We start from the raw sequence: 21,657 nt of genomic DNA, 5'->3' as shown, positions 1-21,657 counted from the left end.
GCGAAGATCGACAACAAGACAGAGGAGCAGACAATGAGGACGTTACGCGTGATGATGGTGCTCGCGGCGACAACCGCGAGCCTGGTGGCGCAGGCCGCGGTGACCGATGCCATGATCGAGAACGACGCGAAGTCGCCGGGCGACGTGCTGTCGTGGGGGATGGGCCCGCAAGGCCAGCGCTTTTCCACGCTGAACCGCATCAACACCAAGAACATCAGCCAGCTGGTGCCGGCGTGGTCGTTCTCTTTCGGCGGCGAGAAGCAGCGCGGGCAGGAAGCGCAGCCGTTGATCCACGACGGCAAGATGTTCGTGACCGCCTCCTATTCCCGCATCTACGCGCTCGACCTGAAGACAGGCACCAAGCTGTGGAAATATGAGCACCGCCTGCCCGAAGGCATCATGCCCTGCTGCGACGTGGTCAACCGTGGCGCGGCCCTGTACGACAACCTGGTGATCTTCGGCACGCTCGATGCGCAACTGGTGGCGCTGGACCAGAAGACCGGCAAGGTGGTGTGGAAGGAGAAGATCGAAGACTATGCTGCCGGATACTCTTACACGGCGGCCCCCCTGATCGTCAAAGGCATGGTGCTGACCGGCATCTCGGGCGGCGAGTTCGGCGTGGTGGGACGGGTCGAGGCACGCGACGCCAAGACCGGGCAGATGGTGTGGTCCAGGCCAGTGGTGGAAGGCCATATGGGCTACAAGTATGACAAGGACGGCAACAAGACCGAGAACGGTGTGACCGGCACCCAGAACGCCAGCTGGCCCGGCGAGACCTGGAAGACCGGCGGCGCGGCCACCTGGCTTGGCGGCACCTACGATCCGCAGACCGGCCTTGCCTACTTCGGCACCGGCAACCCGGGGCCGTGGAACAGCCACATGCGCAAGGGCGACAACCTGTATTCGGCCTCGACCGTGGCGCTCGACCCCGCCACCGGCAAGATCGTATGGCATTACCAGAACACGCCTAACGATGGCTGGGATTTCGACGGCGTCAATGAGTTCGTGACCTTCGACCAGGATGGGAAGCGCCTGGGCGGCAAGGCCGACCGCAATGGCTTCTTTTACGTCAACGACGCCACCAGCGGCAAGCTGGTGAACGCCTTTCCCTTCGTCAAGAAGATCACCTGGGCCAGCAGCATCGACCTCAAGACCGGACGACCCAACATGATCGCGGAAAGCCGGCCGGGCGACCCGGCGGCGGGCGGCGATCCGAAGAAGGGCCAGTCCGTGTTCGCCGCGCCGGGCTTCCTCGGCGGCAAGAACCAGCAGCCGATGGCCTACAGCCCGCAGACCGGCCTGTTCTATGTGCCGGCCAATGAATGGGGCATGGATATCTGGAACGAACCCGTGGGCTACAAGAAGGGCGCCGCGTTCCTCGGCGCCGGCTTCACCATCCATCCGCTCAACGAGGACTACATCGGCTCGCTGCGCGCGATCAACCCCAAGACCGGCAAGATCGAGTGGGAAGTCAAGAACTACGCGCCGCTGTGGGGCGGGGTGATGACCACCGCCGGCGGGCTGGTGTTCTGGGGCACGCCGGAGGGCTACCTGAAGGCCGCGGATGCCAAGACCGGCAAGGAACTGTGGAAGTTCCAGACGGGCAGCGGCGTGGTGGCGCCGCCGGTTACCTGGGAGGAGGGCGGCGAGCAGTATGTGGCGGTGGTGTCGGGCTGGGGCGGCGCCGTGCCGCTGTGGGGCGGGGAAGTGGCCAAGCGCGTGAATTTCCTGGAGCAGGGCGGATCGGTGTGGGTGTTCAAGCTGCACAAGAGCTGAATGTTGCCGGACACCATGTAGCGTAGCTGTCCTGCGCGTGCCGGCATCGCACACCGGCGCCGGCACGCGCGAGGGCGGGTCGATGATCAGAGCATTGGGACGTAGATATGCAGAAGGCGAAAGGATTCCTGCCGTTGACGGGCACCGTGGTGGTGGTGACGATGATGCTGTGTGCCGCCCGTGTCGAAGCGGCGCCCGATATGCAGGCGCTGGCTGACAAGAGCGGCTGCTTTTCTTGTCATGGCATGAAGACCAAGGTAGTCGGGCCAGGCTTTGTCGAGGTGGCGGGCAAGTACAAGGGCGACGGGGAAGCACCCGAGCGGCTCGCGAAAAAGATCCGTGAGGGCGGGAAAGGCGTTTGGGGACGGATTCCCATGCCGCCACACGACAATCTCAGCGAGACGGATGCCAGGAAGCTGGCAGAGTGGGTTCTGAGTATCGGGTGAGCATCGGGTGAGTATCGGATGAGCCTTGGAATAGACCGGTGTCAGGCCTGACGGTCGGATAAAAACCGGATACGAAGGACGGATTCGCAAGGACGTTTCACATCGGCCCGCATGGCTGCCCAGGCACGGTGTGAAACGTCTTTGATTTTTCTGTTTTCGAGTTTTCGAGTTTTCGAATTTTCTATTTGGCGCTTTTTCTGCCGGCGCAGCCAGCTTCGCTGCTCAGCCTGAGCGAATTCCCATCGCTGCGGAAGACCATCCCGTGCTCCCGTGTGCGCGCCTGCGCCTCGGCGAGCCTGCCCTGTAGCACGATCTCCATGACCTTCCCATGTTCTCCCGACCGATCGCAAACCGGATCCATGGCGGCGGCATCGCCGGTCAGCAGGAACGCCTGACAGCGGCACCCGCCATGGTCCTGCGCCTGCGAGTCGCAGGATCGGCAAGGCTGCGGCAGCCAGTGCGTGCCGCGAAAACGCTGGAAGGCGTCGCTGTCGCGCCATATTTCACGCAGCGATCGCGTGGTGACGTTCGGCAGGTCGAGCCCGGGCAGCATGCGGGCCGCGTGGCAGGGCAGCGCGACGCCGTCGGGCGCCACGCCAAGGAAGGTGGTGCCCCACCCGTTCATGCATTTCTTGGGCCGTTGCTCGAAGTAATCGGGCACCACGAACAGGATCTTGCACCGGTTGCCGATGCGTGCGCGGTAGGCATTCACGACCGCTTCGGCTTCGCGCAGTTGCTCATGCGTGGGCATCAGCGCCTGCCGGTTCTCCCAGGCCCATCCGTAGTATTGGGTGTTGGCCAGTTCCAGGTATTCGGCGCCCATCTCCAGCGCCATCTCGATGATGGCGCCGACGTGTGGCAGGTTATGCCGGTGCAGCACGCAGTTCATCACCATCGGATAGCCGTGCGCCTTGATCAGGCGGGCCACGCGCTGCTTCAGGTCGAAGGTGCGGGTGCTGGAGAGAAAATCGTTGAGTTCGCGCGTGGAGTCCTGGAACGATAGCTGGATATGGTCGAGCCCGGCAACGCGCAAGGCGGCCAGCCGCGCATCCGTGAGGCCGATGCCGGAGGTGATGAGGTTGGTGTAGAAGCCCAGCCCGTGGGCATGTCCGACCAGTGTTTCCAGGTCTTTTCGCAGCAGGGGTTCGCCGCCCGACAGGCCCAGTTGCACGGCGCCCAGTGCGCGCGCCTGGGTGAAGACGTCGCGCCACTGCGCGGTGTCGAGCTCGGCATCATGCCGGGCATAGTCCACCGGGTTTGAGCAGAAGGCGCAATGGAGCGGGCAGCGGTAGGTCAGTTCCGCCAGCAGCCATAGCGGCGGCCCGGGCGGCGCCATGGCTGCTGGCGGCTCAGACCAGCCAGCCGCGTTCGATGGCATGTTTGACAAAGGCGTGTACCTCCGGTGCGATGCCCTGCACGCCGAAGGCGGACTGCAGGTCGTCGATCAGCATGTCGAGAGTGTGGCTGCCGTCGCAGCGCTGCAGGATGGCAGCCGCGCTGTCGTTGAGCGTGACCATGCCTTCCGGATACAGCAGGATCCAGCTCTGCTGGGCGTCTTCCCACTGCAGGCGAAAGGTCCGGTGCAGCGTCGGCTTGGTCAGGTCGGCTTCGGTCGGGGTCATGGGTGGGCGAGTTGGATGGCGTCGAGCATCGACCACAGGATGTCGAGCTTGAATTGCAGGATGTCCAGCGCGCGCTGCTGCTGCTCCGGCGTGCGGAAGTAGCCGAGCGTCACGCGCAGGCCGTGATCGACGTCGCGCTGCGCAAGCGGAATGCGCGAGCGGAAATAATCCAGTCCCTGCGCTTCGATCCACGGATAGTGCCCCGGCCAGCCGGCCAGGCGCTCCTTGTGGATTTCCGGGGCGAACATCTCGGTCAGCGAGGAGCACACGGCCTCCTGCCAGGGCGCGCGCCGCGCGAAGTTCACATAGGCGTCGACGGCGAAGCGCACGCCGGGCAGCACGTGCCGGTGCGACCACAGCGCGTCCCGCGTGAGTCCCACCGCCAGGCCCAGCCGCAGCCAGGCTTCGATGCCGCCCTCCTGGGTGTCTGTGCCGTCATGGTCCAGGATGCGCACGACCCACTCGCGGCGCGTGGCGCGGTCGGGGCAGTTGGAGAGCACGGCAGCGTCCTTGAGCGGGATGCTGGTCTGGTAGTAGAAGCGGTTGGCCACCCAGGCGCGAATCTGCGCCGGCGTGCATTGCCCGGCCGCCATGCGCAGGTTGAACGGGTGGTGAATGTGATAGCCGGTCTCTTTCGCGCGCAGGCGCGCTTCGAATTCGGCGGGGCTCCAGGCCGTGGCTTGTGTCATAGCGTGATTTCCATGCCGTCGTAGGCCACCTCGATGCCGTGGTCCGCCAGCAGGCCGCGCTGCGGCGAGTCGTCCACCAGGATCGGGTTGGTGTTGTTGATGTGGATCAGGATCTTGCGTGCCGCGGGCAGGCGGTCGAGCGTCTCGATCATGCCGCCCGGGCCGGACAGCGCGAGATGCCCCATGTCCGCGGCGGTCTTGGCGGAGAAGCCAAGCTGCTGCATCTCATCGTCGCGCCAGCAGGTGCCGTCCACCAGCACTACGTCGGCGCGCTGCAGTTCGTCGAGCACGCGCGGCTCGATGCGGCCCAGCCCGGGCGCATAGAAGGCGCGCCGGCCGGTGGCGGCATCGACAATGCGCAGCCCGATATTGTCGCCACGCTGCGGCGCGTTGCGGTTGGGGGAATAGGGCGGCGCCTTGCTCTCCAGCGGCACCGCCGTCAGCATCACGCCATGGAGCGGCGGCACCGTGAAGGGCGCGTCGTCCAGGGCCAGCGTGTGCGTGTCCAGCCCGCAGTAGTGCGACAGCATGCGTGTCAGCGGGAATGCTGTGGCGAGATCCTGCAGGACCGCCGCGGTGGCGTAGACCGGCAGCGCCTGCCGATGCTCGCGCAACATCAAGAGGCCGGTCACGTGATCGATCTGCGCATCCATCAGCACCACCCCGGCAATGCCGGTGTCGCGCGGCTGGCGCGCCGGCTGCAGCGCTGGCGACTGGCGCAGTTGCTCGAGGATGTCGGGCGAGGCGTTGACCAGCACCCAGTCCTGTCCTGCGTCGCGCAAGGCGATCGATGACTGCGTGCGCGGCGTGGCGCGCAGCGTGCCGTTGCGTACGCCATCGCAATGGCGGCAGTTGCAGTTCCACTGGGGAAAGCCACCGCCTGCGGCCGATCCCAGGACCCGGAGTATTGTCATGACGCGTATCGATAGGGTTCGTGACAGAGTCGAAGAGCAAAAAGCCCGCCAGCGAGAAAAAAGGCCCGCGGGGAGCGGGCCTTGCCAGGTTGGCGCGTTCAGGCAAAGAGGCTCAGCGGTTGGCGATGTACATCGTGATTTCGAAACCCAGGCGTAGTTCTTTGTAGGCGGGGGTGGTCCAGTTCATGTCTCCTCCTCGGGGTGGCATAGTTAGTGAATGCAGCGTGTGGTCTTGCGGCGGACATCGCCGCGTTCTTTCCGAGGCAACATCCATGCCCGCAGCGCCGCCGCCGTCCCACTGTTCTTTCCTCCGCATGCGGGATGGCCACCGCATGCATGTGCGGCAGGCGGGGCCGGCCACGGGCGATCCATGGCTGGTGCTTCATGGCGGGCCGGGCAGCGGCTGCAGCCCGTCGATGGTGGCGTGGTTCGATCCGTTGCGGCACCGCGTGGTGATGCCCGACCAGCGTGGCGCGGGCCGTTCGCGGCCCGCCGGGACGCTGCGCCGGAATACGGCGGGCGTGCTGCTGGCAGACCTGGAGCAGCTGCGCCAGGCGCTTGGCGTCCAGCGCTGGGGCGTGGTGGGCGGATCCTGGGGAGCAGCGCTGGCGCTGGCCTATGCCGCGCGCTATCCCGATGCGGTGGCGGCCCTGGTCCTGCGGGGCGCTTTCCTGACTGGCCGCGACGATATCCATCGGCTCTTTTCCCCGCGCGGCGGCGCGATGCTGCGGCGCGTCATGGCAAGGGGCGTGCGGTCGTCCGATGCCCGGGCCCGCCTGCTCACTGTGTCGCAAGTGTTGCAAAGTGGTACGACTGTTCAAAAACTGGACACTGCCGGACAGTGGCAGCGCGCCGAACGGCGGATGCTGGGTCTTGGCCGGACGCGGCCGGTGCGCCAGCCGTGGCGCGAGCGCATGGCAGCGGTGAACAAATACCGGGTCCAGGCGCATTACCTGCGCCGCCGCGCCGGACTGGGCAAGCCGGCGCTGCTGAAGGCGGCGGCGCAGATCGGCGCGCGGGACGTGCCGGTGACCTTGCTGCATGGCCGTGCCGATGCGGTCTGCCGGCCGGCCAACGCTCTGCGTTTGCAGGCCGTCATGCCCCGGGCGCGGCTGGTCTGGGTGCCTGGCGGACACGTGCCCGCCGGTGCCATGGCCGAGGCCCTGCGTGCCGCCATCCGCGCGGCGGGCCGGCAGCGGTGACGGATCCCGCCCGGCGCGGATTCATGGGCGCCCTGCTGGCGATGGCGCTCGGCGGCGCCGGACCGGCCGCGGCATTGGGCCGCGTGGTGCTGGCGAGGTTGCAGCCTGGTGTGTATGTGGCCAGCGCAGCCAACGCCGAGGTGGCGCTGGCCAATGCCGGGGAGGTGGTGCCGACCCTGGTCCATGTGACCGGAGCCGGGGTGCTGGTGGTCGACCCGGGCCCGCATCTGGCCTGGGGGAACGGGCTGCTGGCGGCGATCCGGGCGGTGACGCCCGAGCCGGTGCGCTGGGTGGTCAACACCCATGCGCATCCCGAGAACGTGCTGGCCAACGCGGCGTTCGCTCGCTTGCGGCCGCGCCCCGCGTTCCTGGCCTCTGCCGCCACCGCTGGCCTGATGCGGCAGCGCTGCGAGGCGTGCCTGGCCCGGCTGTCCGCGCAACTGGGGCCAGCCGCGATGCGCGGCACGCGGATCGTGTTGCCTGAACCCGGCTTGCGCCATGGCGATCGCCTGCAGACCGGCGCCACCGCATGGGAAGTGCAGGTCCACGCGGGGGCGCATAGCGCTGCGGATACTGTGCTGTATGCGCCACGGCGGCGGCTGTTATGCGTGGGCGGCCTGGCCTACCGCGACCGCGTTCCGGAGATGCAGGAGGCTTCCCTGCAAGGCTGGCGGCGCGCGCTGCGCGCCGTGTCTGCGCTACCCGCCGATATCGTGGTGGGCACCGCGCCGGGCACGCCGGCGCAAACGCTGGCGCCCACGCTGGCCTACCTGGACGCGTTGGCCGGCGGTGTCGCCGCCGCACTGGAAGCAGGGGGCGATGCGGCGCGCGTGCTCAGCCCGGCCGCCGCCGGGCCGTACCGCCATTGGCGCTATTTCGCTTCGCGCCATCCCTTGAATGTGCAGCACGCCTGGCGCGAACTGGAAGACCTGTGGATGAACGGCGAGCCGCTGGCCTGAGCGCCAGCCGGCGCGCACGGCTGCCGTCTCAGCCATCCTGCTGCGGCAGCGCGTTGGCCTCGTCCAGCTTCCGGTACACCGTATTGCGCGAGATGCCGAGCGCCTTGGCCGCCGCGGAAATATTGCCGTGGTGCGCCTTGACCGCGGCGACGATGGCCAGCGCCTCGACGTCGGCCAGGCGGGTGGGCTGCGCGCGGGGCGCCGCCCCCGCGGCGCGCTCGCCGTCCGGTGCGGCGTCTGGTGCCACCGTGGCGCCGTGCGCGGGGTGGGTGGCCTGGCGCGCCAGCCGGTCTTCCAGGAAGTCGTCGGGCAGGTGGTCCTCGGTGATCTCCGCCTCGCCTTCGGCCATCAGCCGCGCGGTGCGCAGCAGGTTGCCGAGCTGGCGGATATTGCCCGGCCAGTGATAGCTGCGGAACATGGCCATGACCGAGTCCTTGATGCGCGGTCCCCCGCTGGCCTGGCCCTCGCGCAACAGCTTGTTGGCCACCACATCGAGGTCGCTGCGCTCGCGCAAGGCCGGCAGCCGCACCACGAGGCCGTTCAGGCGGTAGTAAAGATCCTCCCGGAACAAGCCATTGGCCACCTGTTCCCGCATATTGCGATTGGTGGCGCAGATCACGGACACGTCGACGTGGATCACCTTGCTGCTGCCCAGCGGCGTAACGGCGCGCTCCTGCAGCGCCCGCAGCATGCGCGCCTGCAGGTGCAAGGGCATATCGCCGATTTCATCGAGGAAGAGGGTGCCGCCGTTGGCCAGCAGCATCTTGCCGATACCGCCCTTCTTGCGGGCGCCGGTAAAGGCGCCTTCCTCGTAGCCGAACAGCTCGGATTCGATCAGCGTCTCCGGTATCGAGGCGCAGTTGACCGCGATGAAGGGCCCGGCATGGCGCGGGCTGTCGGCGTGGATGGCGCGGGCCAGCAATTCCTTGCCGGTGCCGGTTTCTCCCAGCACCATGACGGGAATATCCTTGCCGATCACCTTGCGCAGCTTGGTGATGACACCTTGGATCTGGGCGTCGCCGGTGTCCAGGTCGTCCAGCCCGGGCTGGGTCGGCTGCGTGGCCGCACGGTGGGGCAGGCAGGTGGCTTCAGGCCTGGACTGCGCCTGCGCGCTGCCACGGTCGATGGCCACCGCCGGAACGCTAGCGGCAGGCGCTTTCCACTCGATGCGTGCGCTGACCTTGACGCCGCTTGGCAGCGGCAAGTACACGACGCCGCCCGGGGCCTTGCGTTCGGCGTCGAACAACTGCGATAGCGACTGGCCGAACAGCGAGGAGAAGGTGTGCGCGTGCAAGGCGGCGACCGACATCCCAAGCTGGAACTGCGCGCTGCGGTTGGCCGACAGGAAGCGTCCGCCCGGCGTAAAGGAGGCGATGCCCTCGACCAGGGTGCCGATGAACTCCGCGCGCGAGTGGAACCGGACACACACCATGTCCTGGAAGGCATTGGCGAACAGCTGGTTCTCGATCATTTGCGCCGACATCCGCACCAGCGCCATGGTGTGCTTGTGGAACCCGCGCTGGTCACCCGTCACGTCGAGCGCGCCGACTGTCTTGCCGTAGGCATCGAGGATGGGCATGCACGAGCACGTGAGGAAGCGGTTGGCTTCCAGGAAATGCTCCGCGCCGTGGACCAGCGTGGCCTTGTTCTCGGCCAGCGCGGTGCCGATGGCGTTGGTGCCCCGGCTTTCCTCGGACCACAGCGCGCCGGGCTGCAAGGCCACCTTGCTGGCCTTGGCCAGGAAATCGTCGTCGCCCAGCGAGTGCAGGATCAGGCCGGCGGCGTCCGTCAGGATCACCATGCTCTGCGTGTTGACGATCTGGTCATAGAGTGTCTCCATGACCGGCAGCGCGTAGGTGAACAGCGACTGGCTGCGCTCTATCTGGGTTTTCAGCTCGTTTTGCAGCACCGGGCAGAAGTCCGGCGATTCATAGGGCCGCAAGCCATAGGATTCGGAGCGCTGGTGGGCCTGGGCGATCAGGTCAGGCCGGTCGCCCTCCGCCGGGTTGCCCGTTACCGCCGGCGAGACGCCGGGCACATGCGGGCCAGCGGCCGCTTGGAATGTCATTTTTCTGTCTCCTGTGGAAGTCGCCCGCGATCTGTGCGCGAGTCGCTCCGAGTCCTGGCGTGACCGACATGGCCCGGAAGTGTTGCGTCATGAAGCAAAACGCTTGCCAGGGTGTTGCATTCCAGGGCACTGGCATTGGCAGGCTGTGTCACACGCCAGCCATTTTCCGGGGGGCAGCCCGGTTTATCGCCCACTTTGCGCTTGGTATGGCTTTTGCGGAAGTCACCTTCAAAACGCGTTCAACAACTGGAGGTGACACTGATGAAAACACCACGCCGCACACTTGCCCTGATTGCCATCTGCACGCTCCTGGCCGGAGCGCTACCCCAAGCCGCATCGGCGCATGGCGACGTCACGCCGCAAGCCGTGGACACCAAGACACTACCGCAACTCGGCGAGGAATGGCGTCCGGATAATCCATACAGGACCGGCGATGCGCAGCAGGAAGCACTGCGTATCGGCTCCTCGGCCTACAACCAGAACTGCGCGCGCTGCCATGGGCTGGAAGCGGTGTCCGGCGGCATCGCGCCGGACCTGCGCAAGCTCGATGGCGATTGCACGGCGCTGGCCAACGCGAAGAAAAAGCAGGAATGCATGGGCGAGATCTCGCAATACTTCACCGCCACCGTGCGCAAGGGGCGTACGCGCGACGGCCGGGTCTACATGCCGCCGTTCGATGGCGTGCTGAGCCAGGAAGCCGTCTGGTCCATCAAGACTTACCTCGAGTCGCGCCACGAGTGAGGGGAGGAGGAGGGGGCAGCACACGCTTCCCCGGATTCCCGTACCCCCGGATTCACAACCACAAAGATCAAAAAAACAGGAGACCTCCCATGCGCGCCAGCTCTTTGCGCGGCCTTGCACCCTCCAAGCCAGTCCCGGCTGGCCCCCGTCGCCTGGCCAGCGCACTGCTGGCGGTGGCCGCGCTCGCCTGCGCCCAGCCGTCGCTGGCCGATATGGCCAAGATCCGCCAGAGCGGGACATTGAAGGTGGCCGTCTACAAAAGCCTGCCGCCATTCTCCACGGCAGCGGGCAACCCGTTGCCGGGTATCGACGTGGCGCTGGCGAAGGCCCTGAGCAAGCAGATGGGACTGGCGGTGTCGCTGCTGCCGTTCGACGGCGACGAGAACATGTCCGACGACCTGCGCAACATGGTCTGGCGTGGCCACTACCTGGGCTATGGCCCGGCGGATGTGATGCTGCATGTGCCGGTGGACCGTGCGTTCATGCGCGCGAACGACAAGGCGCTGATCTTTGCGCCCTATCACCGCGAGATGTTCGTGCTGGTACACGACCGCGAGCGTGTCTCCGAGGTCCGGCAGCTAGGGGATCTGGCCGGGCAGGCTACCGGCGCGGAAGCGGGCTCCGCCGGTGCCAATGCCCTGTTGTCCGGGGCGCAGGGCGCGCTGCGCGACAAGGTGAAGATCTATGCCGGGCCAGACGAAACGCTGCGCGCACTGTTTGCCGGCGAGATTGCCGCGGCAATGGTCACGCGCTCGCAATACGAAAGCGCGCTCAAGGCGGCCGGCCAGTCCGCCGCGCGTTTCGCCGCGGTGGACGTTGCCTCGCCGCTGCTGCCGGCGCGCGGCTGGGCCATAGGCATGGCGGTCAAGTCCGACGAGAGCGAACTCGCCGAGTCACTGCAGAACGCGCTGGACGCGATCCGCCGCAGCGGCGAGCTGCAGCAGATCTTTGCGCAGTACGGGGTGTCGCTGCAAACGCCGTAAGGTTCTGCAGCCGTAGTATCGGCATTGAGCGCGATCTGCATGGACGATCCCGGTTCGTTATGCTTCGCCCGCCGAGCGGGTTCATCCAGCTGATGGCGGCTCTTGGGCGCTCCCGCAACAGGGCGACAGTGCATTGGCAAGCGGCTTCACTCGAGCTGAATCTCGCCGTCGAACCGGACCTTGACCTGCAAGGCGGCCAGTTCCAGCGTGACCGCGACCGGGAAGCGTTCGGTTCCGCTGATGGTGCCTGCGGCAATCGCCCTGGACACCGCCAGCTCGATCTCCCGCTGGGAGCTCACGCCGACGACTTTGAGGAACTTGCGGATGCTGAGATTGAAGGTTTCTTCGTTCATTGCGCTCTCCTGGCTGCTGCCACAAGGAAAGACTAGGCGCTGGGCTGCATGTTTGCTGCCTGAAATGGATCCGGCCGGCGTGGCCAATCATGGCGTGCCGGGGGTGGACAAGGCGGCGAACTCCCCAATCTGGCTTACGTCGGGTCCGGCCTGATCGAGAACCTGGGCAAGATCGTGTTCAACGGTCCCTTCGTACCGCAGGGCATGCCGGATTTCACCGGCAAGCTGACCGAGCAGGACGTGGTGAAGATTCAGGCTTTCATCCAGGGTACGGCGGACGCAGTACGGCCAAAGAAGCCCTGAGCCGTATCGGGGCGCGAAAACACCAGGGAAGGCCGCCAGTTGCAAGGCTGGCGGCTGCCTCTGGGCTCAGCCGGCGCGCCGTCACAGCGGCTCAACCAGCCACCTATTTCACGACCTGGCTGCCGACGTGCCTGAAGACCGAGCGTCACCTGACGGTGATGGGGACGGGGGAATACCTGGCCTTGATCATCTTCGGCTCGTGGATCGGCTACCTCGTCAGTTCCTATCTGACCGACAGGCTTGGCCGCAAGCCGAACTTCATTCTCTTCGCGGTGGGTTCGATGACGGTTGCCTTTGGCTACACGATGCTGCCGCTGAGCAACGGCGCCATGTTCTGGCTCGGCTTTTTCGCTTTGGGCATTTTCAGCGGCATGGGCGCGTTCCTGACCGAACTGTTCCCGACGCGGGTGCGTGGCTCCGGCCAGGGTTTTTGCTACAACTTCGGCCGGGCTGTCGGCGCACTCTTTCCCTTCCTGATCGGCGCGCTGTCCAAGCAATATGGTCTCGGCGCCAGCATCGGCGCGGACGCCGCTCCGGATTGCACCAGGGCCGCTTTGGCAACGGGTGCATACGCGCTCGGAGTTTAAACAGGCGCAGGCGCCCGGCGCGCGCGCTTGGAGCGCAGATGGACACCGAATTCAGCTGCGATTTAGTCGCCCATCGATGTGCTTCGAATAGCAGGCATAGCGACGGCATCGCATACGCGGTTTTTGCGATGCGAAACGCGCACGGGCATTTTTCGCCTGCGAAGGACCGACGCGGCTACGCTTCGCTCTCAAGCGCTATCTGCTGCGCGCTTCGATCGCCACCGTCTGCTTGGCCGCCTCGGACAATGGCATCAGGGCTTGTTTGAGCTGTCGCGCGCCGCCGGCCTGGGCTTGCATGCCCTCGTTGACCATCTGCTCGCTCGGCGCCAGCGTCAGGCTGCATTTCGGAATGCTGACAACTGTGTCGAGAAATGATTATCATGCTTCCTGCTGCACGTTGACGCAACGGGATAAAGGCGTGTTACCGAGAACCCGGCGAGGAGGTCCCGAATGACAAATGCAGACTCCGGACGGTTTCAGATCCTGGCGCTGTCAGGCGGAGGCTTCCGAGGCCTTTATACGGCCAAATTGCTAGCTGACTTCGAAGACGAGATCGGCGCGCCAATCGCCACCCGGTTCGATCTTGTGACGGGCACATCGATTGGTGGCATCCTGGCATTGGCCATTGCGATGGAAATCCCTGCGCAGCGCATTGTTGAACTTCTCGCCAGTCATGGGGGATTGATCTTCAAGCGGCGCTGGTCTCTGGCGGGAATCTGGCGCGCACCATTTTCTTCCGCGCCTTTGCAGGCGCTGCTTCGCGACAAGATGATATTTGGCGATCAAGTCCTCGGAGCATGCAGGCATCCGGTCATCATACCGGTGATCAATTACTCGACGGGCAGGCCGCAGATTTTCAAGACGCCGCATCATCCGGATTTCAAGCGAGATCATAAGTGCCGGCTGGTGGATGTCGCTATGGCGACCAGCGCCGCGCCTGCATACTTCCCACGATATACGTTCAACAACAATCAATATGTTGACGGCGGTCTGTACGCCAATGCGCCGGGCATGCTCGCGGTCCATGAAGCGCAGTCGTCCATGGGGCAGCCGACAGATAGCATTCACGTGATGGCGGTCGGTACCATGTCATCGAAATTCACCGTCAACCCACGTCGAAACCGGGAGGGCGGGACATATGACTGGGGAGGCGTCAATCCGGCAAACATGCCGAAGAGAGTGTTTGGCTTGTCGATATCGGTACAGGAGGCACTGAGCGATTTCATGCTTTCGCATCTGCTCTCAAAGCGCTATTTCCTTGTCGATGACGATCTCACCGACCAGCGCGCACGCGCTGTCGCCCTTGACAGGGCCGACAGCGCGGCGAGGGAGGTATTGCTTGGCGCCGCGACGGAACGCTCCAAGATCTGCCTCGGAAACGAAGATTGCCGATCTTTTCTAACCCACGCAGCTCGCTCGGCAATGTTCTACTACGGCGAACACACCAATCAGAAGAACTAGTGTCGTGAGTCTGAAATTCGTTGAAGAAATAAGTTGTCCGAGAAGGCGTGCGAGCCTAGGAGCGAAGCGCAGCAAGGCTGGTGCCTTGCGAGCATTCGTGACGACGGATCGTGCGTCTTATCGGACGACTTACTCAACGAATTTGTGATTCAGGACACCAGACAGACAAAGCACATTCGCCGCGCAGGCAGGTCGCGGTGGCGCAGGAGCGGGCCAGCGCAATGTGGAAGAATGGAGGAATCCAATGATCCAATATTCTCAACCACGAACGGGTCCATATGAAGCTCACGATCACCCTTGAGTTCACCCCAGCCGCTCAAGCCGCGGCAAGAGACATCGACTTGGACCTGACACCCCACACCGGCGCGATAACACCCGTGATCGGCGACCTGATTCAGTTCCCGGGACAGCCGATCATCTTTGTGGTCATCGGTCGCGTTTGGCAGCCGCGCAATCCGGACAACGTCGAACTGCGTATCATGCTCGATCTGTCGCCTTCGCCCCTGTCTGTCGTCTGACGGCATTCCAGTCGCGCAAGGTGTTTGCGCGATTGTCATTCCATGCCGGCCGCCGGGGCGTCCTCCGCCCGGGCGGCCGCCGGCTCTCGTATCCCATGATGAACGAACCTTCTCCAGCGACAGGAAGATCGTGGCGGAATGAGGCGTGGAATGGGGGGAAAGGCCTCAGGCACCGCCCAGCAAGTCGTGTGCATTCAGGATCGCGTACGCTAGTTCCGGCTTTGTCTCAAGGCAACGGCGTATCGCCGCGGGAATCGCCTGCCTGGTCTTGCGGCACAACCCGGTTTGCTCTTCCACCTGGATGTTGATACCGCGCACCGTACGCACTTCGTGGATGCTGGGCGTGATCGTCAGCACGATGCCCAGTTGCGCATGCATGCGCTTTTCCATGTCCTTGAGCTCGGCAAGGCTCGACAGGCTTTCCAGGCGGGCGATCAGTCGCTTTTCCTCTTCCCGGGTCAGCCGCAGGATCCGCATGTCGGATTGCGGGTCGTCCAGCAGCGCTTCGCGACCGCATGTGCAGGCGCCTGGCGGACACTCCTTGCGAATCGGAAAGGGGGCGTTCATGTCATCGAGGCGATGTGCGCTTCATCCGGAGGGGAGGGGATATCTTAAATCAAGAGCCCCGCCGGGCGCTGGCCCTTGCCGCGATTGAACCGGCCGGCCGGCGAGAAACCGCCGGAAGGTTTATCCTCGCCGTGTCGTGCAACCGGCTGCGGCGCAATTCGCGCGCTGGCGGGATGCCGCGTCTGGCAATCACCATTCAAGGACACATCCATGTCGCTCTCGATGTATGAAGTATCAATCCCGGCCTTTATCCGGGCTTTCGGCAGCTTGTCGGCCATCCTGGACAAGGGCGCCGCATTCGCGCAGGCGCAGGGCATGGACCCGGCGGAGCTGATCCAGACCCGCCTGGTGGCGGACATGGACCCGCTGCCGGCACAGGTGCAGCGCGCCAGCGACAGCGCAAAGGGTTGCGCGGCGCGGCTGGCCGGCATCGAGATGCCGTCTTTTGCGGACACCGAAACCACCTTCCCCGAACTGCAGGAGCGCATCGCCAGGACGGTGGCCTTCCTGAACACCATCCAGCCCGCCCAGCTCGAGGGCAGCGAAACGCGCACCATCGAGCTCAAGCTGCGCCCCGAGCCCGTCACCTTCGATGGCAAGTCCTACCTGCTGGGCTTTGTGCTGCCGAACTTCTATTTTCATGTGACCACGGCCTACGACATCCTGCGCCACAAGGGCGTGCCGGTGGGCAAGCGCGACTATCTCGGCCTGTCCTGATCTGGCGGGGAATCGGGACATCAAGCCTTGCCTTGTCTGGGTCCGAAGCGGCGCGGCGGCGCATCCGTGCTGGAACAGGCGTGATGCGCAGGGGTCAAGCCCGGGTGGCGGCCAGCTTGCGCTCGCTCAATGGGTGTTGCTCCAGCCGGTCCAGCCGCCCGCTCAACACGGTCAGGCCAAGCGCCGCCAGTACCACCAGCGCGCCAATCCACGGCGTATGCATCAGGCCCATATGGGTCACGATCAGGCCGCCGGCCCAGGCCGCGCCGGCGATGCCCAGGTTGAACGCGGCGATATTGAGGCCCGATGCCACATCGACGGCACCCGGCGCATAGCGCTGCGCCTGCTTGACCACATAGACCTGCAGCGCCGGCACATTGCCGAAGGCGACGGCGCCCCAGGCCAGCACGGTCAGGACCACCAGCCAGCGGTGCGGCGCGGTGAAGGTCAGCGCGAACAGCACGATGGACAGCAGCAGGAACACGATCTTGAGCGCGGCGATGGGGCCGTGGCGGTCGGCCAGGCGGCCACCCCAGATGTTGCCCGCCGCGACCGATACGCCGTACACCAGCATCACCAGCCCGACCGCGCCGGCGCTGAAGCCCGATACGTCCTGCAGGATGGGGGCGAGGAAGGTGAAGGGGATGAACGAGCCGCCATAGCCGATCGCGGTCTTGGCGTAGACCAGCAGCAGGCGCGGTTCGGCCAGTACCTTGGCCTGTTGCAGCAACGAGGCGGGGGCGCCGTGGCGGATGTTGGCCGGGACAAACATCAGGCTGCCGACAAAGGCGACCAGGCCAAGCGCCGACACCGCGAGGAAGGTCTCGCGCCAGCCGAAATGCTGGCCGATAAAGGTGCCCAGCGGCACGCCGGTGACGAGCGCCACGGTCAGGCCGGTGAACATGATGGCGATGGCGCTCGCGGCCTTCTCCTTCGGCACCAGGCTGGTGGCGATGGTGGAGCCGATCGAGAAGAACACCCCGTGGGCGAGGCCGGTCAGGATACGCGCCAGGATCAGCGATTCATAGCCGGGCGCCTTCCACGCCAGCAGGTTGCCCAGCGTAAACAGGGCCATCAGCGACAGCAGCAGCGCCTTGCGCGGCAGGCGGCCGGTGAGGGCGGTCAGCAAGGGGGCGCCGATGGCCACGCCGAGCGCATAGAGGCTGACCAGCAGGCCGGCCGACGGCAGGGTAATGTGCAGATCGGCGGCGATGGTGGGGATCAGGCCGACGATGACGAATTCGGTGGTCCCGATGGCAAACGCACTGATGGTCAGCGCGAACAGGGCAATGGGCATGGTGGGCTCCAGGAGCGTCCGGAATTGGGATGGACGCAGTTTGCCGCTGTCTTTCTTGCTGATTAAGTGGGGTATCTGGATAAGATACTTGATAAATATTCAAGAGCGGCTCGCGGGACGGGTGGTTCGCGCCGGCAGGCCGCAAGTCGCCGGCTACGGCCTTTATTGCAGGGCCGGGCGAGATTTTCGTTGAATGTTTGCTTAATATTCAACAATGAAGATCACTCTTGAAGAACTGCAGGCTTTTGCCACCGTCGTGGACAGCGGCTCCATCACGGCTGCGGCCGAGCAACTGGGGCAGACCGTCTCCGGCATCAGCCGTGCGCTGAGCCGCCTGGAAGACAAGGTGGGCACCACCCTGCTGCACCGGACCACGCGCCGGCTGGCGCTGAGCGAGGAGGGCGAGGCACTGCTGGCCCACGCGCGCGCGATCCTGGCTTCGGTGGAACTGGCGGAGGAGCAGATGGCCGTGCGCCGCCAGCGGCCGGCGGGACGGCTGCGGGTCAACGCGGCATCCCCGTTCATGCTGCACGTGATCGTGCCGCTGATCGGGGAATTCCGCCGGGCGTATCCGGAAATCGAGCTGGAGCTCAATACCAACGACCAGATCATCGACCTGCTCGAACATCGTACCGACGTGGCGATCCGTATCGGCACGCTGCGGGACTCCACCCTGCATGCGCGTGCGCTGGCCAGCAGCCGTGTGCGCGTGCTGGCCAGCCCGGCCTATCTCAAGGCGCGGGGCCGCCCGGAAAGCGTGGCGGATCTTGCCGGCCACAGCCTGATCGGCTTTAACCAGCCCGAATCGCTCAATCGCTGGCCCTTGCGCGGCGCCGTGGGCGAGGAGGTGCAGATCACGCCGCATTTGTCGGCATCGAGCGGCGAAACCCTGCGCCAGCTGGCACTGGCGGGCGAGGGCCTGGTCTGCCTGTCGGATTTCATGACCGACGCGGACCGGCGCCGCGGCGACCTCGTGCAGGTGCTGATGGCGCACACCATTGACGAGCGTCAGTCGATCAACGCCGTCTACTACCTCAATACCCAGCTCTCGGCGCGCATCGCCAGCTTCCTGGATTTTGTGGGCGGCAGGCTGCGCGAGGCGGCGTGGGCGCAACTTTAGGCCGGCGCGGGCCAAGGCCAGCGCCTCGGCGTGGCCTTGGCAATAGGGGAAATCAAGGAGGCGGCTGGAGCGGATTGCGCTCCTGTGCGAAAATAGCGAGTTCGCCGCAGTTTCCTGGCCAATAGTCGCCACTCAGCCGCCACTCGTCGCCAGTTGCCAGCCCGGCATTCGCCGCGCGCCGTGCACCGGCTGCCTCACTGCACCACCCACAGCACCACCTATAAAAGCTACCAGAGCTTTACCAGCCAGCATGACTTACGCCGTCAAGGAAATCTTCTACACACTGCAGGGCGAAGGCGCCAACGCGGGCCGCGCAGCCGTGTTCTGCCGCTTCTCCGGATGCAATCTCTGGAGCGGGCGCGAGGAAGACCGTGCCAGCGCGGTCTGCCAGTTCTGCGACACGGACTTCGTTGGCACCGATGGCACCGAGGGCGGCAAGTACCGCACCGCCGAGGCGCTCGCCGACAAGATCGCGGCCCAGTGGCCGCAGGCCGTGGATGGCAACGCCGCCGGGCATGCGCTGGTGGTCTGCACGGGCGGCGAGCCGCTGCTGCAGCTGGATGCGCCGCTGATCGACGCGCTGCATGCACGCGGCTTCGAGATCGCCATCGAGACCAATGGCACATTGCCGGTGCCCGAGGGCATCGACTGGGTTTGCGTGAGCCCCAAGATGGGCGCCGAACTGGTGGTCAGGCGCGGCGACGAACTCAAGGTGGTGATCCCGCAGGATGGCCAGGATTTCGCCGCATACGAGCACCTTGATTTCCGCTATTTCCTGGTGCAGGCCATGGATGGCCCGCTGGCACGGCAAAATACCGCGCTGGCGGTGGAATTCTGCCAGCGCCGTCCGCTCTGGCGCCTTTCGCTGCAGACCCACAAGCTGCTCGGCATCCGGTAAGCAAATCGCGGAAATCGCGCAAATAGCGCCGGTACGCGCCGGCACACCTCGGCACCCATTGGCCCACATGAACAAGCAAGTTTCCATTACCCGCCGGCTGGAGTTCGACTCCGGCCACCGCATTCCCAACCATGGTGGCCAGTGCCGCAACATCCATGGCCACCGCTATCGCCTGGACCTGACGCTGTCAGGCGAGGTGCTGCATCGCGCCGGCGCCTCGGATGAGGGCATGATCCTGGACTTCAGCGATATCAAGGCGCTGGCCACGGAGCACCTGGTGTCCAAGTGGGACCACGCCTTCCTGATCCATCGCGGCGATACCGCGCTGCTGAACTTCCTGCAGACCATGGACGGGCACAAGACGGTGGTGCTCGATGCCATCCCGACCGTGGAGAACCTGGCCCAGATCGCCTTCGACATGCTTGCCCCGGTGTTCAAGGATTGCTTCGGGCACCAGTTGCAGCTCACCCGCCTGGTGCTGTTCGAGACCCCGAACTGCTGGGCCGAGGTCAGCGCTGCCTTCAGCCTGCCGGCGCAGGACTGACTCGCCGCATGATGCAGCCGCGATGACCGAGCCGACCCTGCCGCCCGAGGCCAGCCTGGCAAGCCCGGATCTGTCCATGGACCCCGCCCTGGAGCGCGACCGCCGCTATATGCAGGCCGCGCTCGACGAGGCGCGCCTGGCCGAAGCCGCCGGCGAAGTCCCGGTGGGCGCGGTCGTGGTGTGGAACGACACCATCATCGCGCGCGGCCACAACCTGCCGATCCGCTCGGTCGATCCTTCCGCGCACGCTGAAATGCAGGCGCTGCGCGCCGCTGCCCGCGTGATCGGCAACTACCGCATGCCGGAGTGCGAGCTGTACGTGACGCTGGAACCCTGCGTGATGTGCAGCGGCGCGATCCTGCATGCGCGGATTCGTCACGTGGTGTTTGGCGCCACCGATCCCAAGACCGGCGCCGCGGGCAGTGTGCTGAACCTGTTCGAGCAGGCGCAGCTCAATCACCAGACCACCATTGCCGGCGGCGTGATGGCCGACGCGTGCTCGCGCATGCTGAAGGATTTCTTCGGCGGCAGGCGCCGGGCGCAGAAGGCCGCGCAGAAAGCGGCGCAAGAAGCCGCGCAAGAGGCTGTACAAGAAGCCGTACAAGAAGCCGCGCAGGTTGCGCGGGCAAGCGATGCGCCTGCCTGCGCGCACTGCGCCGCTGCCGCCACCGACACCGATCCAAGCCAGAACCCCGACGCATGAGCCAGCCCACGCCTACGCCCACGCCAGCCACCGAAGTCCGCCTGATCGCGTCTTCCGGCTATCCGCACGACGTCGCCATCGCCGCGCGCGGCTGCGCCTGGCTCAAGGGGCAGGGCTTTCATGTCGGCAACCCGGATGTGCTGGCGCGCCGCTACCTGCGCTTTGGCGGCAGCGATGCCGAACGGCTGGCCGACCTGCATGCCATCGGCACCGGCGCGCCGCACGAGCTGACGCTGGCTGTGCGCGGCGGTTACGGAATTGCGCGGCTGCTGGAGCAGGTGGACTTTGCCCGCATCGCCGAGCAGGCGCGCGCCAGCCAGACGCCCATCGTCGGCCACAGCGATTTCACGGCCTTCCAGCTCGCGTACCTGGCGGCCACCGGTGGCGTCACCTTTGCCGGCCCGATGCTGCTGGCGGATTTTGGCGCGGACGTGGTCGACCCGTTCATGTGGCAGCACTTCAACGGCGTGCTGCGCGATCCGGCGTACTCCATCGACGTGGATGCGCCGCAGGCTGGCGGCCAGCCTTTCACGGGCGCCTTGTCGGGCACGCTGTGGGGCGGCAACATGGCGATGCTGTGCAGCTTGCTGGGCACGCCGTTCATGCCGGCGGTGCAGGGCGGCATCCTGTTCCTGGAAGACGTCAACGAGCCGCCTTACCGGGTCGAGCGCATGCTGCTGCAGCTGGACCAGGCTGGCGTGCTTGGCGCGCAGCGCGCGGTCCTGCTGGGCGACTTTTCCAATTACCGCGTGACGGATTACGACAACGGCTATGACCTGCCCGCCGTGGTGGCATACATGCAGGAGCGCCTGGCGGTGCCGGTCCTCACCGGCCTGCCGTTCGGCCACTGCCCGCGCAAGCTGACCCTGCCGGTAGGAGGGCAGGCGCAGTTGAGCGCACGTGCGGATGGATTTTCGCTGTCGCTGTCGGGTTACCCGGTGTTGAAAGCGGCGCCTTGCGCCCACATCTGAGGCTTATCGCTTCGTTCCTTTGCCCGCCAGTGGTAAAATCGCGGGTTGTTTCCCGAATTCCCTGCCCGGGCCTCGCGCCAACGCGCCACCAGGTTGCCATGCCTGGCTTTGCGCCGTCCACGCAGCGAAGCAAATCAAGCGATCAGCACTAAGCAATCCGCAATTTGCACAGCCATCAGCAGGGCGGCAGCCCGAGGCAAGCGCGGCAAGTCCCGCGC

24 protein-coding genes and 2 pseudogenes are annotated in these 21,657 nt (G+C 65.6%); 16 read left to right on the top strand and 10 right to left on the bottom strand.

The features are described 5' to 3' along the window. The first annotated feature begins 33 nt into the window (after positions 1-33). Both RR42_RS11485 and RR42_RS11480 read left to right on the top strand, forming a co-directional pair. Positions 34-1,776 carry a PQQ-dependent methanol/ethanol family dehydrogenase gene (locus RR42_RS11485; RefSeq protein WP_043346807.1) on the top strand — a complete coding sequence of 581 codons (1,743 nt, stop codon included), beginning with the start codon at positions 34-36 and terminating at the stop codon, positions 1,774-1,776. A 161-nt stretch (positions 1,777-1,937) separates the two neighbouring features. Next, positions 1,938-2,222 carry a c-type cytochrome gene (locus RR42_RS11480; RefSeq protein WP_144409892.1) on the top strand — a complete coding sequence of 95 codons (285 nt, stop codon included), beginning with the start codon at positions 1,938-1,940 and terminating at the stop codon, positions 2,220-2,222. A 181-nt stretch (positions 2,223-2,403) separates the two neighbouring features. On the opposite strand, the gene pqqE is transcribed toward RR42_RS11480, so the two are convergent. From pqqE to pqqA, 5 genes are all read right to left on the bottom strand, one after another. Continuing rightward, complete coding sequence (pqqE, locus tag RR42_RS11475) at positions 2,404-3,600, bottom strand: pyrroloquinoline quinone biosynthesis protein PqqE (RefSeq protein ID WP_052494602.1); 1,197 nt, start codon at positions 3,598-3,600, stop codon at positions 2,404-2,406. Continuing rightward, positions 3,572-3,844, bottom strand: coding sequence for a pyrroloquinoline quinone biosynthesis peptide chaperone PqqD (pqqD, locus tag RR42_RS11470; RefSeq protein WP_035862268.1), 273 nt, complete (start codon positions 3,842-3,844; stop codon positions 3,572-3,574). Before pqqD ends, pqqE begins: the two co-directional genes overlap by 29 nt. Continuing rightward, positions 3,841-4,533, bottom strand: coding sequence for a pyrroloquinoline-quinone synthase PqqC (gene pqqC, locus RR42_RS11465; RefSeq protein ID WP_043346802.1), 693 nt, complete (start codon positions 4,531-4,533; stop codon positions 3,841-3,843). Before pqqC ends, pqqD begins: the two co-directional genes overlap by 4 nt. Beyond that, positions 4,530-5,447, bottom strand: coding sequence for a pyrroloquinoline quinone biosynthesis protein PqqB (gene pqqB / locus RR42_RS11460; RefSeq protein WP_043346801.1), 918 nt, complete (start codon positions 5,445-5,447; stop codon positions 4,530-4,532). Before pqqB ends, pqqC begins: the two co-directional genes overlap by 4 nt. A 112-nt stretch (positions 5,448-5,559) precedes the next feature. After that, positions 5,560-5,634: a pyrroloquinoline quinone precursor peptide PqqA gene (gene pqqA, locus RR42_RS38560; RefSeq protein WP_006161450.1), complete on the bottom strand. Its 75-nt coding sequence runs from the start codon at positions 5,632-5,634 to the stop codon at positions 5,560-5,562. An 85-nt stretch (positions 5,635-5,719) separates the two neighbouring features. On the opposite strand from pqqA, the gene RR42_RS11455 reads away from it, so the two are divergent. Both RR42_RS11455 and RR42_RS11450 read left to right on the top strand, forming a co-directional pair. After that, positions 5,720-6,649 carry an alpha/beta fold hydrolase gene (locus RR42_RS11455; protein ID WP_043346799.1) on the top strand — a complete coding sequence of 310 codons (930 nt, stop codon included), beginning with the start codon at positions 5,720-5,722 and terminating at the stop codon, positions 6,647-6,649. Positions 6,650-6,672: 23 nt separating this feature from the next. Further along, positions 6,673-7,608 carry an MBL fold metallo-hydrolase gene (locus RR42_RS11450; RefSeq protein WP_052494601.1) on the top strand — a complete coding sequence of 312 codons (936 nt, stop codon included), beginning with the start codon at positions 6,673-6,675 and terminating at the stop codon, positions 7,606-7,608. Between the two features lie 28 nt (positions 7,609-7,636). Here the strand turns inward: RR42_RS11450 and RR42_RS11445 are convergent, their stop codons facing one another. Then, positions 7,637-9,676 carry a sigma-54-dependent Fis family transcriptional regulator gene (locus tag RR42_RS11445; protein WP_043346796.1) on the bottom strand — a complete coding sequence of 680 codons (2,040 nt, stop codon included), beginning with the start codon at positions 9,674-9,676 and terminating at the stop codon, positions 7,637-7,639. A 261-nt stretch (positions 9,677-9,937) separates the two neighbouring features. On the opposite strand from RR42_RS11445, the gene pedF reads away from it, so the two are divergent. Together pedF and RR42_RS11435 are read left to right on the top strand one after the other, a co-directional pair. Further along, positions 9,938-10,417 (top strand): cytochrome c-550 PedF, encoded by a 480-nt coding sequence (pedF, locus tag RR42_RS11440; RefSeq protein WP_043346793.1) that lies wholly within the window; start codon positions 9,938-9,940, stop codon positions 10,415-10,417. Positions 10,418-10,506: 89 nt separating this feature from the next. Further along, a complete protein-coding gene (locus tag RR42_RS11435) occupies positions 10,507-11,400 on the top strand; it encodes a substrate-binding periplasmic protein (protein ID WP_043346789.1) in 894 nt (297 codons plus the stop codon). 146 nt (positions 11,401-11,546) lie between these two features. On the opposite strand, the gene RR42_RS11430 is transcribed toward RR42_RS11435, so the two are convergent. Next, a complete protein-coding gene (locus tag RR42_RS11430; RefSeq protein WP_043346787.1) occupies positions 11,547-11,753 on the bottom strand; it encodes a DUF6494 family protein in 207 nt (68 codons plus the stop codon). Positions 11,754-11,841: 88 nt separating this feature from the next. Between RR42_RS11430 and RR42_RS38555 the strand changes: the two are divergent. The 4 genes and pseudogenes from RR42_RS38555 to RR42_RS11415 all read left to right on the top strand — a co-directional run. Continuing rightward, positions 11,842-12,056, top strand: a pseudogene (locus RR42_RS38555) (c-type cytochrome); the annotation flags it as partial. Positions 12,057-12,160: 104 nt separating this feature from the next. Further along, positions 12,161-12,643, top strand: a pseudogene (locus RR42_RS11425) (MFS transporter); the annotation flags it as partial. A 450-nt stretch (positions 12,644-13,093) separates the two neighbouring features. Further along, positions 13,094-14,104, top strand: a complete 1,011-nt coding sequence (locus RR42_RS11420) for a CBASS cGAMP-activated phospholipase (protein WP_043346784.1) — start codon at positions 13,094-13,096, stop codon at positions 14,102-14,104. 278 nt (positions 14,105-14,382) lie between these two features. Beyond that, on the top strand, positions 14,383-14,622 hold the full coding sequence (locus tag RR42_RS11415; protein WP_043346781.1) for a hypothetical protein: 240 nt from the start codon (positions 14,383-14,385) through the stop codon (positions 14,620-14,622). Between the two features lie 165 nt (positions 14,623-14,787). Here the strand turns inward: RR42_RS11415 and RR42_RS11410 are convergent, their stop codons facing one another. Next, complete coding sequence (locus RR42_RS11410; RefSeq protein ID WP_043346777.1) at positions 14,788-15,189, bottom strand: hypothetical protein; 402 nt, start codon at positions 15,187-15,189, stop codon at positions 14,788-14,790. Between the two features lie 44 nt (positions 15,190-15,233). After that, positions 15,234-15,401: a hypothetical protein gene (locus RR42_RS40425; protein WP_158408281.1), complete on the bottom strand. Its 168-nt coding sequence runs from the start codon at positions 15,399-15,401 to the stop codon at positions 15,234-15,236. On the opposite strand from RR42_RS40425, the gene RR42_RS11405 reads away from it, so the two are divergent. Then, the gene (locus tag RR42_RS11405) at positions 15,400-15,906 is read left to right on the top strand and encodes a DUF1993 domain-containing protein (protein ID WP_043346774.1); all 507 of its coding nucleotides are present in this window, start codon (positions 15,400-15,402) and stop codon (positions 15,904-15,906) included. The genes RR42_RS40425 and RR42_RS11405 overlap by 2 nt on opposite strands. Positions 15,907-16,000: 94 nt before the next feature. On the opposite strand, the gene RR42_RS11400 is transcribed toward RR42_RS11405, so the two are convergent. Next, positions 16,001-17,203 carry an MFS transporter gene (locus RR42_RS11400; RefSeq protein ID WP_043346771.1) on the bottom strand — a complete coding sequence of 401 codons (1,203 nt, stop codon included), beginning with the start codon at positions 17,201-17,203 and terminating at the stop codon, positions 16,001-16,003. A gap of 214 nt (positions 17,204-17,417) precedes the next feature. Between RR42_RS11400 and RR42_RS11395 the strand changes: the two genes are divergently transcribed. From RR42_RS11395 to ldcA, 5 genes are all read left to right on the top strand, one after another. After that, on the top strand, positions 17,418-18,323 hold the full coding sequence (locus tag RR42_RS11395) for a LysR substrate-binding domain-containing protein (protein WP_043346769.1): 906 nt from the start codon (positions 17,418-17,420) through the stop codon (positions 18,321-18,323). A gap of 250 nt (positions 18,324-18,573) precedes the next feature. Next, a complete protein-coding gene (gene queE, locus RR42_RS11390) occupies positions 18,574-19,221 on the top strand; it encodes a 7-carboxy-7-deazaguanine synthase (protein WP_043346766.1) in 648 nt (215 codons plus the stop codon). A gap of 67 nt (positions 19,222-19,288) precedes the next feature. Next, positions 19,289-19,765, top strand: coding sequence for a 6-carboxytetrahydropterin synthase QueD (gene queD, locus RR42_RS11385; RefSeq protein ID WP_006159634.1), 477 nt, complete (start codon positions 19,289-19,291; stop codon positions 19,763-19,765). 22 nt (positions 19,766-19,787) lie between these two features. Continuing rightward, positions 19,788-20,468, top strand: coding sequence for a tRNA adenosine(34) deaminase TadA (gene tadA / locus RR42_RS11380; protein ID WP_082054877.1), 681 nt, complete (start codon positions 19,788-19,790; stop codon positions 20,466-20,468). Beyond that, on the top strand, positions 20,465-21,439 hold the full coding sequence (gene ldcA / locus RR42_RS11375; RefSeq protein ID WP_043346760.1) for a muramoyltetrapeptide carboxypeptidase: 975 nt from the start codon (positions 20,465-20,467) through the stop codon (positions 21,437-21,439). The genes tadA and ldcA overlap by 4 nt, the downstream gene beginning before the upstream one ends. The last annotated feature ends 218 nt before the right edge of the window (positions 21,440-21,657 follow it).

Source organism: Cupriavidus basilensis, from assembly GCF_000832305.1.
GTDB lineage: Bacteria > Pseudomonadota > Gammaproteobacteria > Burkholderiales > Burkholderiaceae > Cupriavidus > Cupriavidus basilensis_F.
The sequence above is the reverse complement of the archived record's forward strand: the minus strand, read 5'-3'. Positions and strand labels throughout refer to the sequence as shown.

Bases quoted from the DNA above. Each gene is read 5' to 3' on its own strand.
- RR42_RS11485 (WP_043346807.1), top strand. From the start codon at position 34: ATGAGGACGTTACGCGTGATGATGGTGCTCGCGGCGACAACCGCGAGC.
- RR42_RS11480 (WP_144409892.1), top strand. From the start codon at position 1,938: ATGATGCTGTGTGCCGCCCGTGTCGAAGCGGCGCCCGATATGCAGGCG.
- pqqE (WP_052494602.1), bottom strand. From the start codon at position 3,600: ATGCCATCGAACGCGGCTGGCTGGTCTGAGCCGCCAGCAGCCATGGCG.
- pqqD (WP_035862268.1), bottom strand. From the start codon at position 3,844: ATGACCCCGACCGAAGCCGACCTGACCAAGCCGACGCTGCACCGGACC.
- pqqC (WP_043346802.1), bottom strand. From the start codon at position 4,533: ATGACACAAGCCACGGCCTGGAGCCCCGCCGAATTCGAAGCGCGCCTG.
- pqqB (WP_043346801.1), bottom strand. From the start codon at position 5,447: ATGACAATACTCCGGGTCCTGGGATCGGCCGCAGGCGGTGGCTTTCCC.
- RR42_RS11455 (WP_043346799.1), top strand. From the start codon at position 5,720: ATGCCCGCAGCGCCGCCGCCGTCCCACTGTTCTTTCCTCCGCATGCGG.
- RR42_RS11450 (WP_052494601.1), top strand. From the start codon at position 6,673: ATGGGCGCCCTGCTGGCGATGGCGCTCGGCGGCGCCGGACCGGCCGCG.
- RR42_RS11445 (WP_043346796.1), bottom strand. From the start codon at position 9,676: ATGACATTCCAAGCGGCCGCTGGCCCGCATGTGCCCGGCGTCTCGCCG.
- pedF (WP_043346793.1), top strand. From the start codon at position 9,938: ATGAAAACACCACGCCGCACACTTGCCCTGATTGCCATCTGCACGCTC.
- RR42_RS11435 (WP_043346789.1), top strand. From the start codon at position 10,507: ATGCGCGCCAGCTCTTTGCGCGGCCTTGCACCCTCCAAGCCAGTCCCG.
- RR42_RS11430 (WP_043346787.1), bottom strand. From the start codon at position 11,753: ATGAACGAAGAAACCTTCAATCTCAGCATCCGCAAGTTCCTCAAAGTC.
- RR42_RS11420 (WP_043346784.1), top strand. From the start codon at position 13,094: ATGACAAATGCAGACTCCGGACGGTTTCAGATCCTGGCGCTGTCAGGC.
- RR42_RS11415 (WP_043346781.1), top strand. From the start codon at position 14,383: ATGAAGCTCACGATCACCCTTGAGTTCACCCCAGCCGCTCAAGCCGCG.
- RR42_RS11410 (WP_043346777.1), bottom strand. From the start codon at position 15,189: ATGAACGCCCCCTTTCCGATTCGCAAGGAGTGTCCGCCAGGCGCCTGC.
- RR42_RS11405 (WP_043346774.1), top strand. From the start codon at position 15,400: ATGTCGCTCTCGATGTATGAAGTATCAATCCCGGCCTTTATCCGGGCT.
- RR42_RS40425 (WP_158408281.1), bottom strand. From the start codon at position 15,401: ATGGATGTGTCCTTGAATGGTGATTGCCAGACGCGGCATCCCGCCAGC.
- RR42_RS11400 (WP_043346771.1), bottom strand. From the start codon at position 17,203: ATGCCCATTGCCCTGTTCGCGCTGACCATCAGTGCGTTTGCCATCGGG.
- RR42_RS11395 (WP_043346769.1), top strand. From the start codon at position 17,418: ATGAAGATCACTCTTGAAGAACTGCAGGCTTTTGCCACCGTCGTGGAC.
- queE (WP_043346766.1), top strand. From the start codon at position 18,574: ATGACTTACGCCGTCAAGGAAATCTTCTACACACTGCAGGGCGAAGGC.
- queD (WP_006159634.1), top strand. From the start codon at position 19,289: ATGAACAAGCAAGTTTCCATTACCCGCCGGCTGGAGTTCGACTCCGGC.
- tadA (WP_082054877.1), top strand. From the start codon at position 19,788: ATGACCGAGCCGACCCTGCCGCCCGAGGCCAGCCTGGCAAGCCCGGAT.
- ldcA (WP_043346760.1), top strand. From the start codon at position 20,465: ATGAGCCAGCCCACGCCTACGCCCACGCCAGCCACCGAAGTCCGCCTG.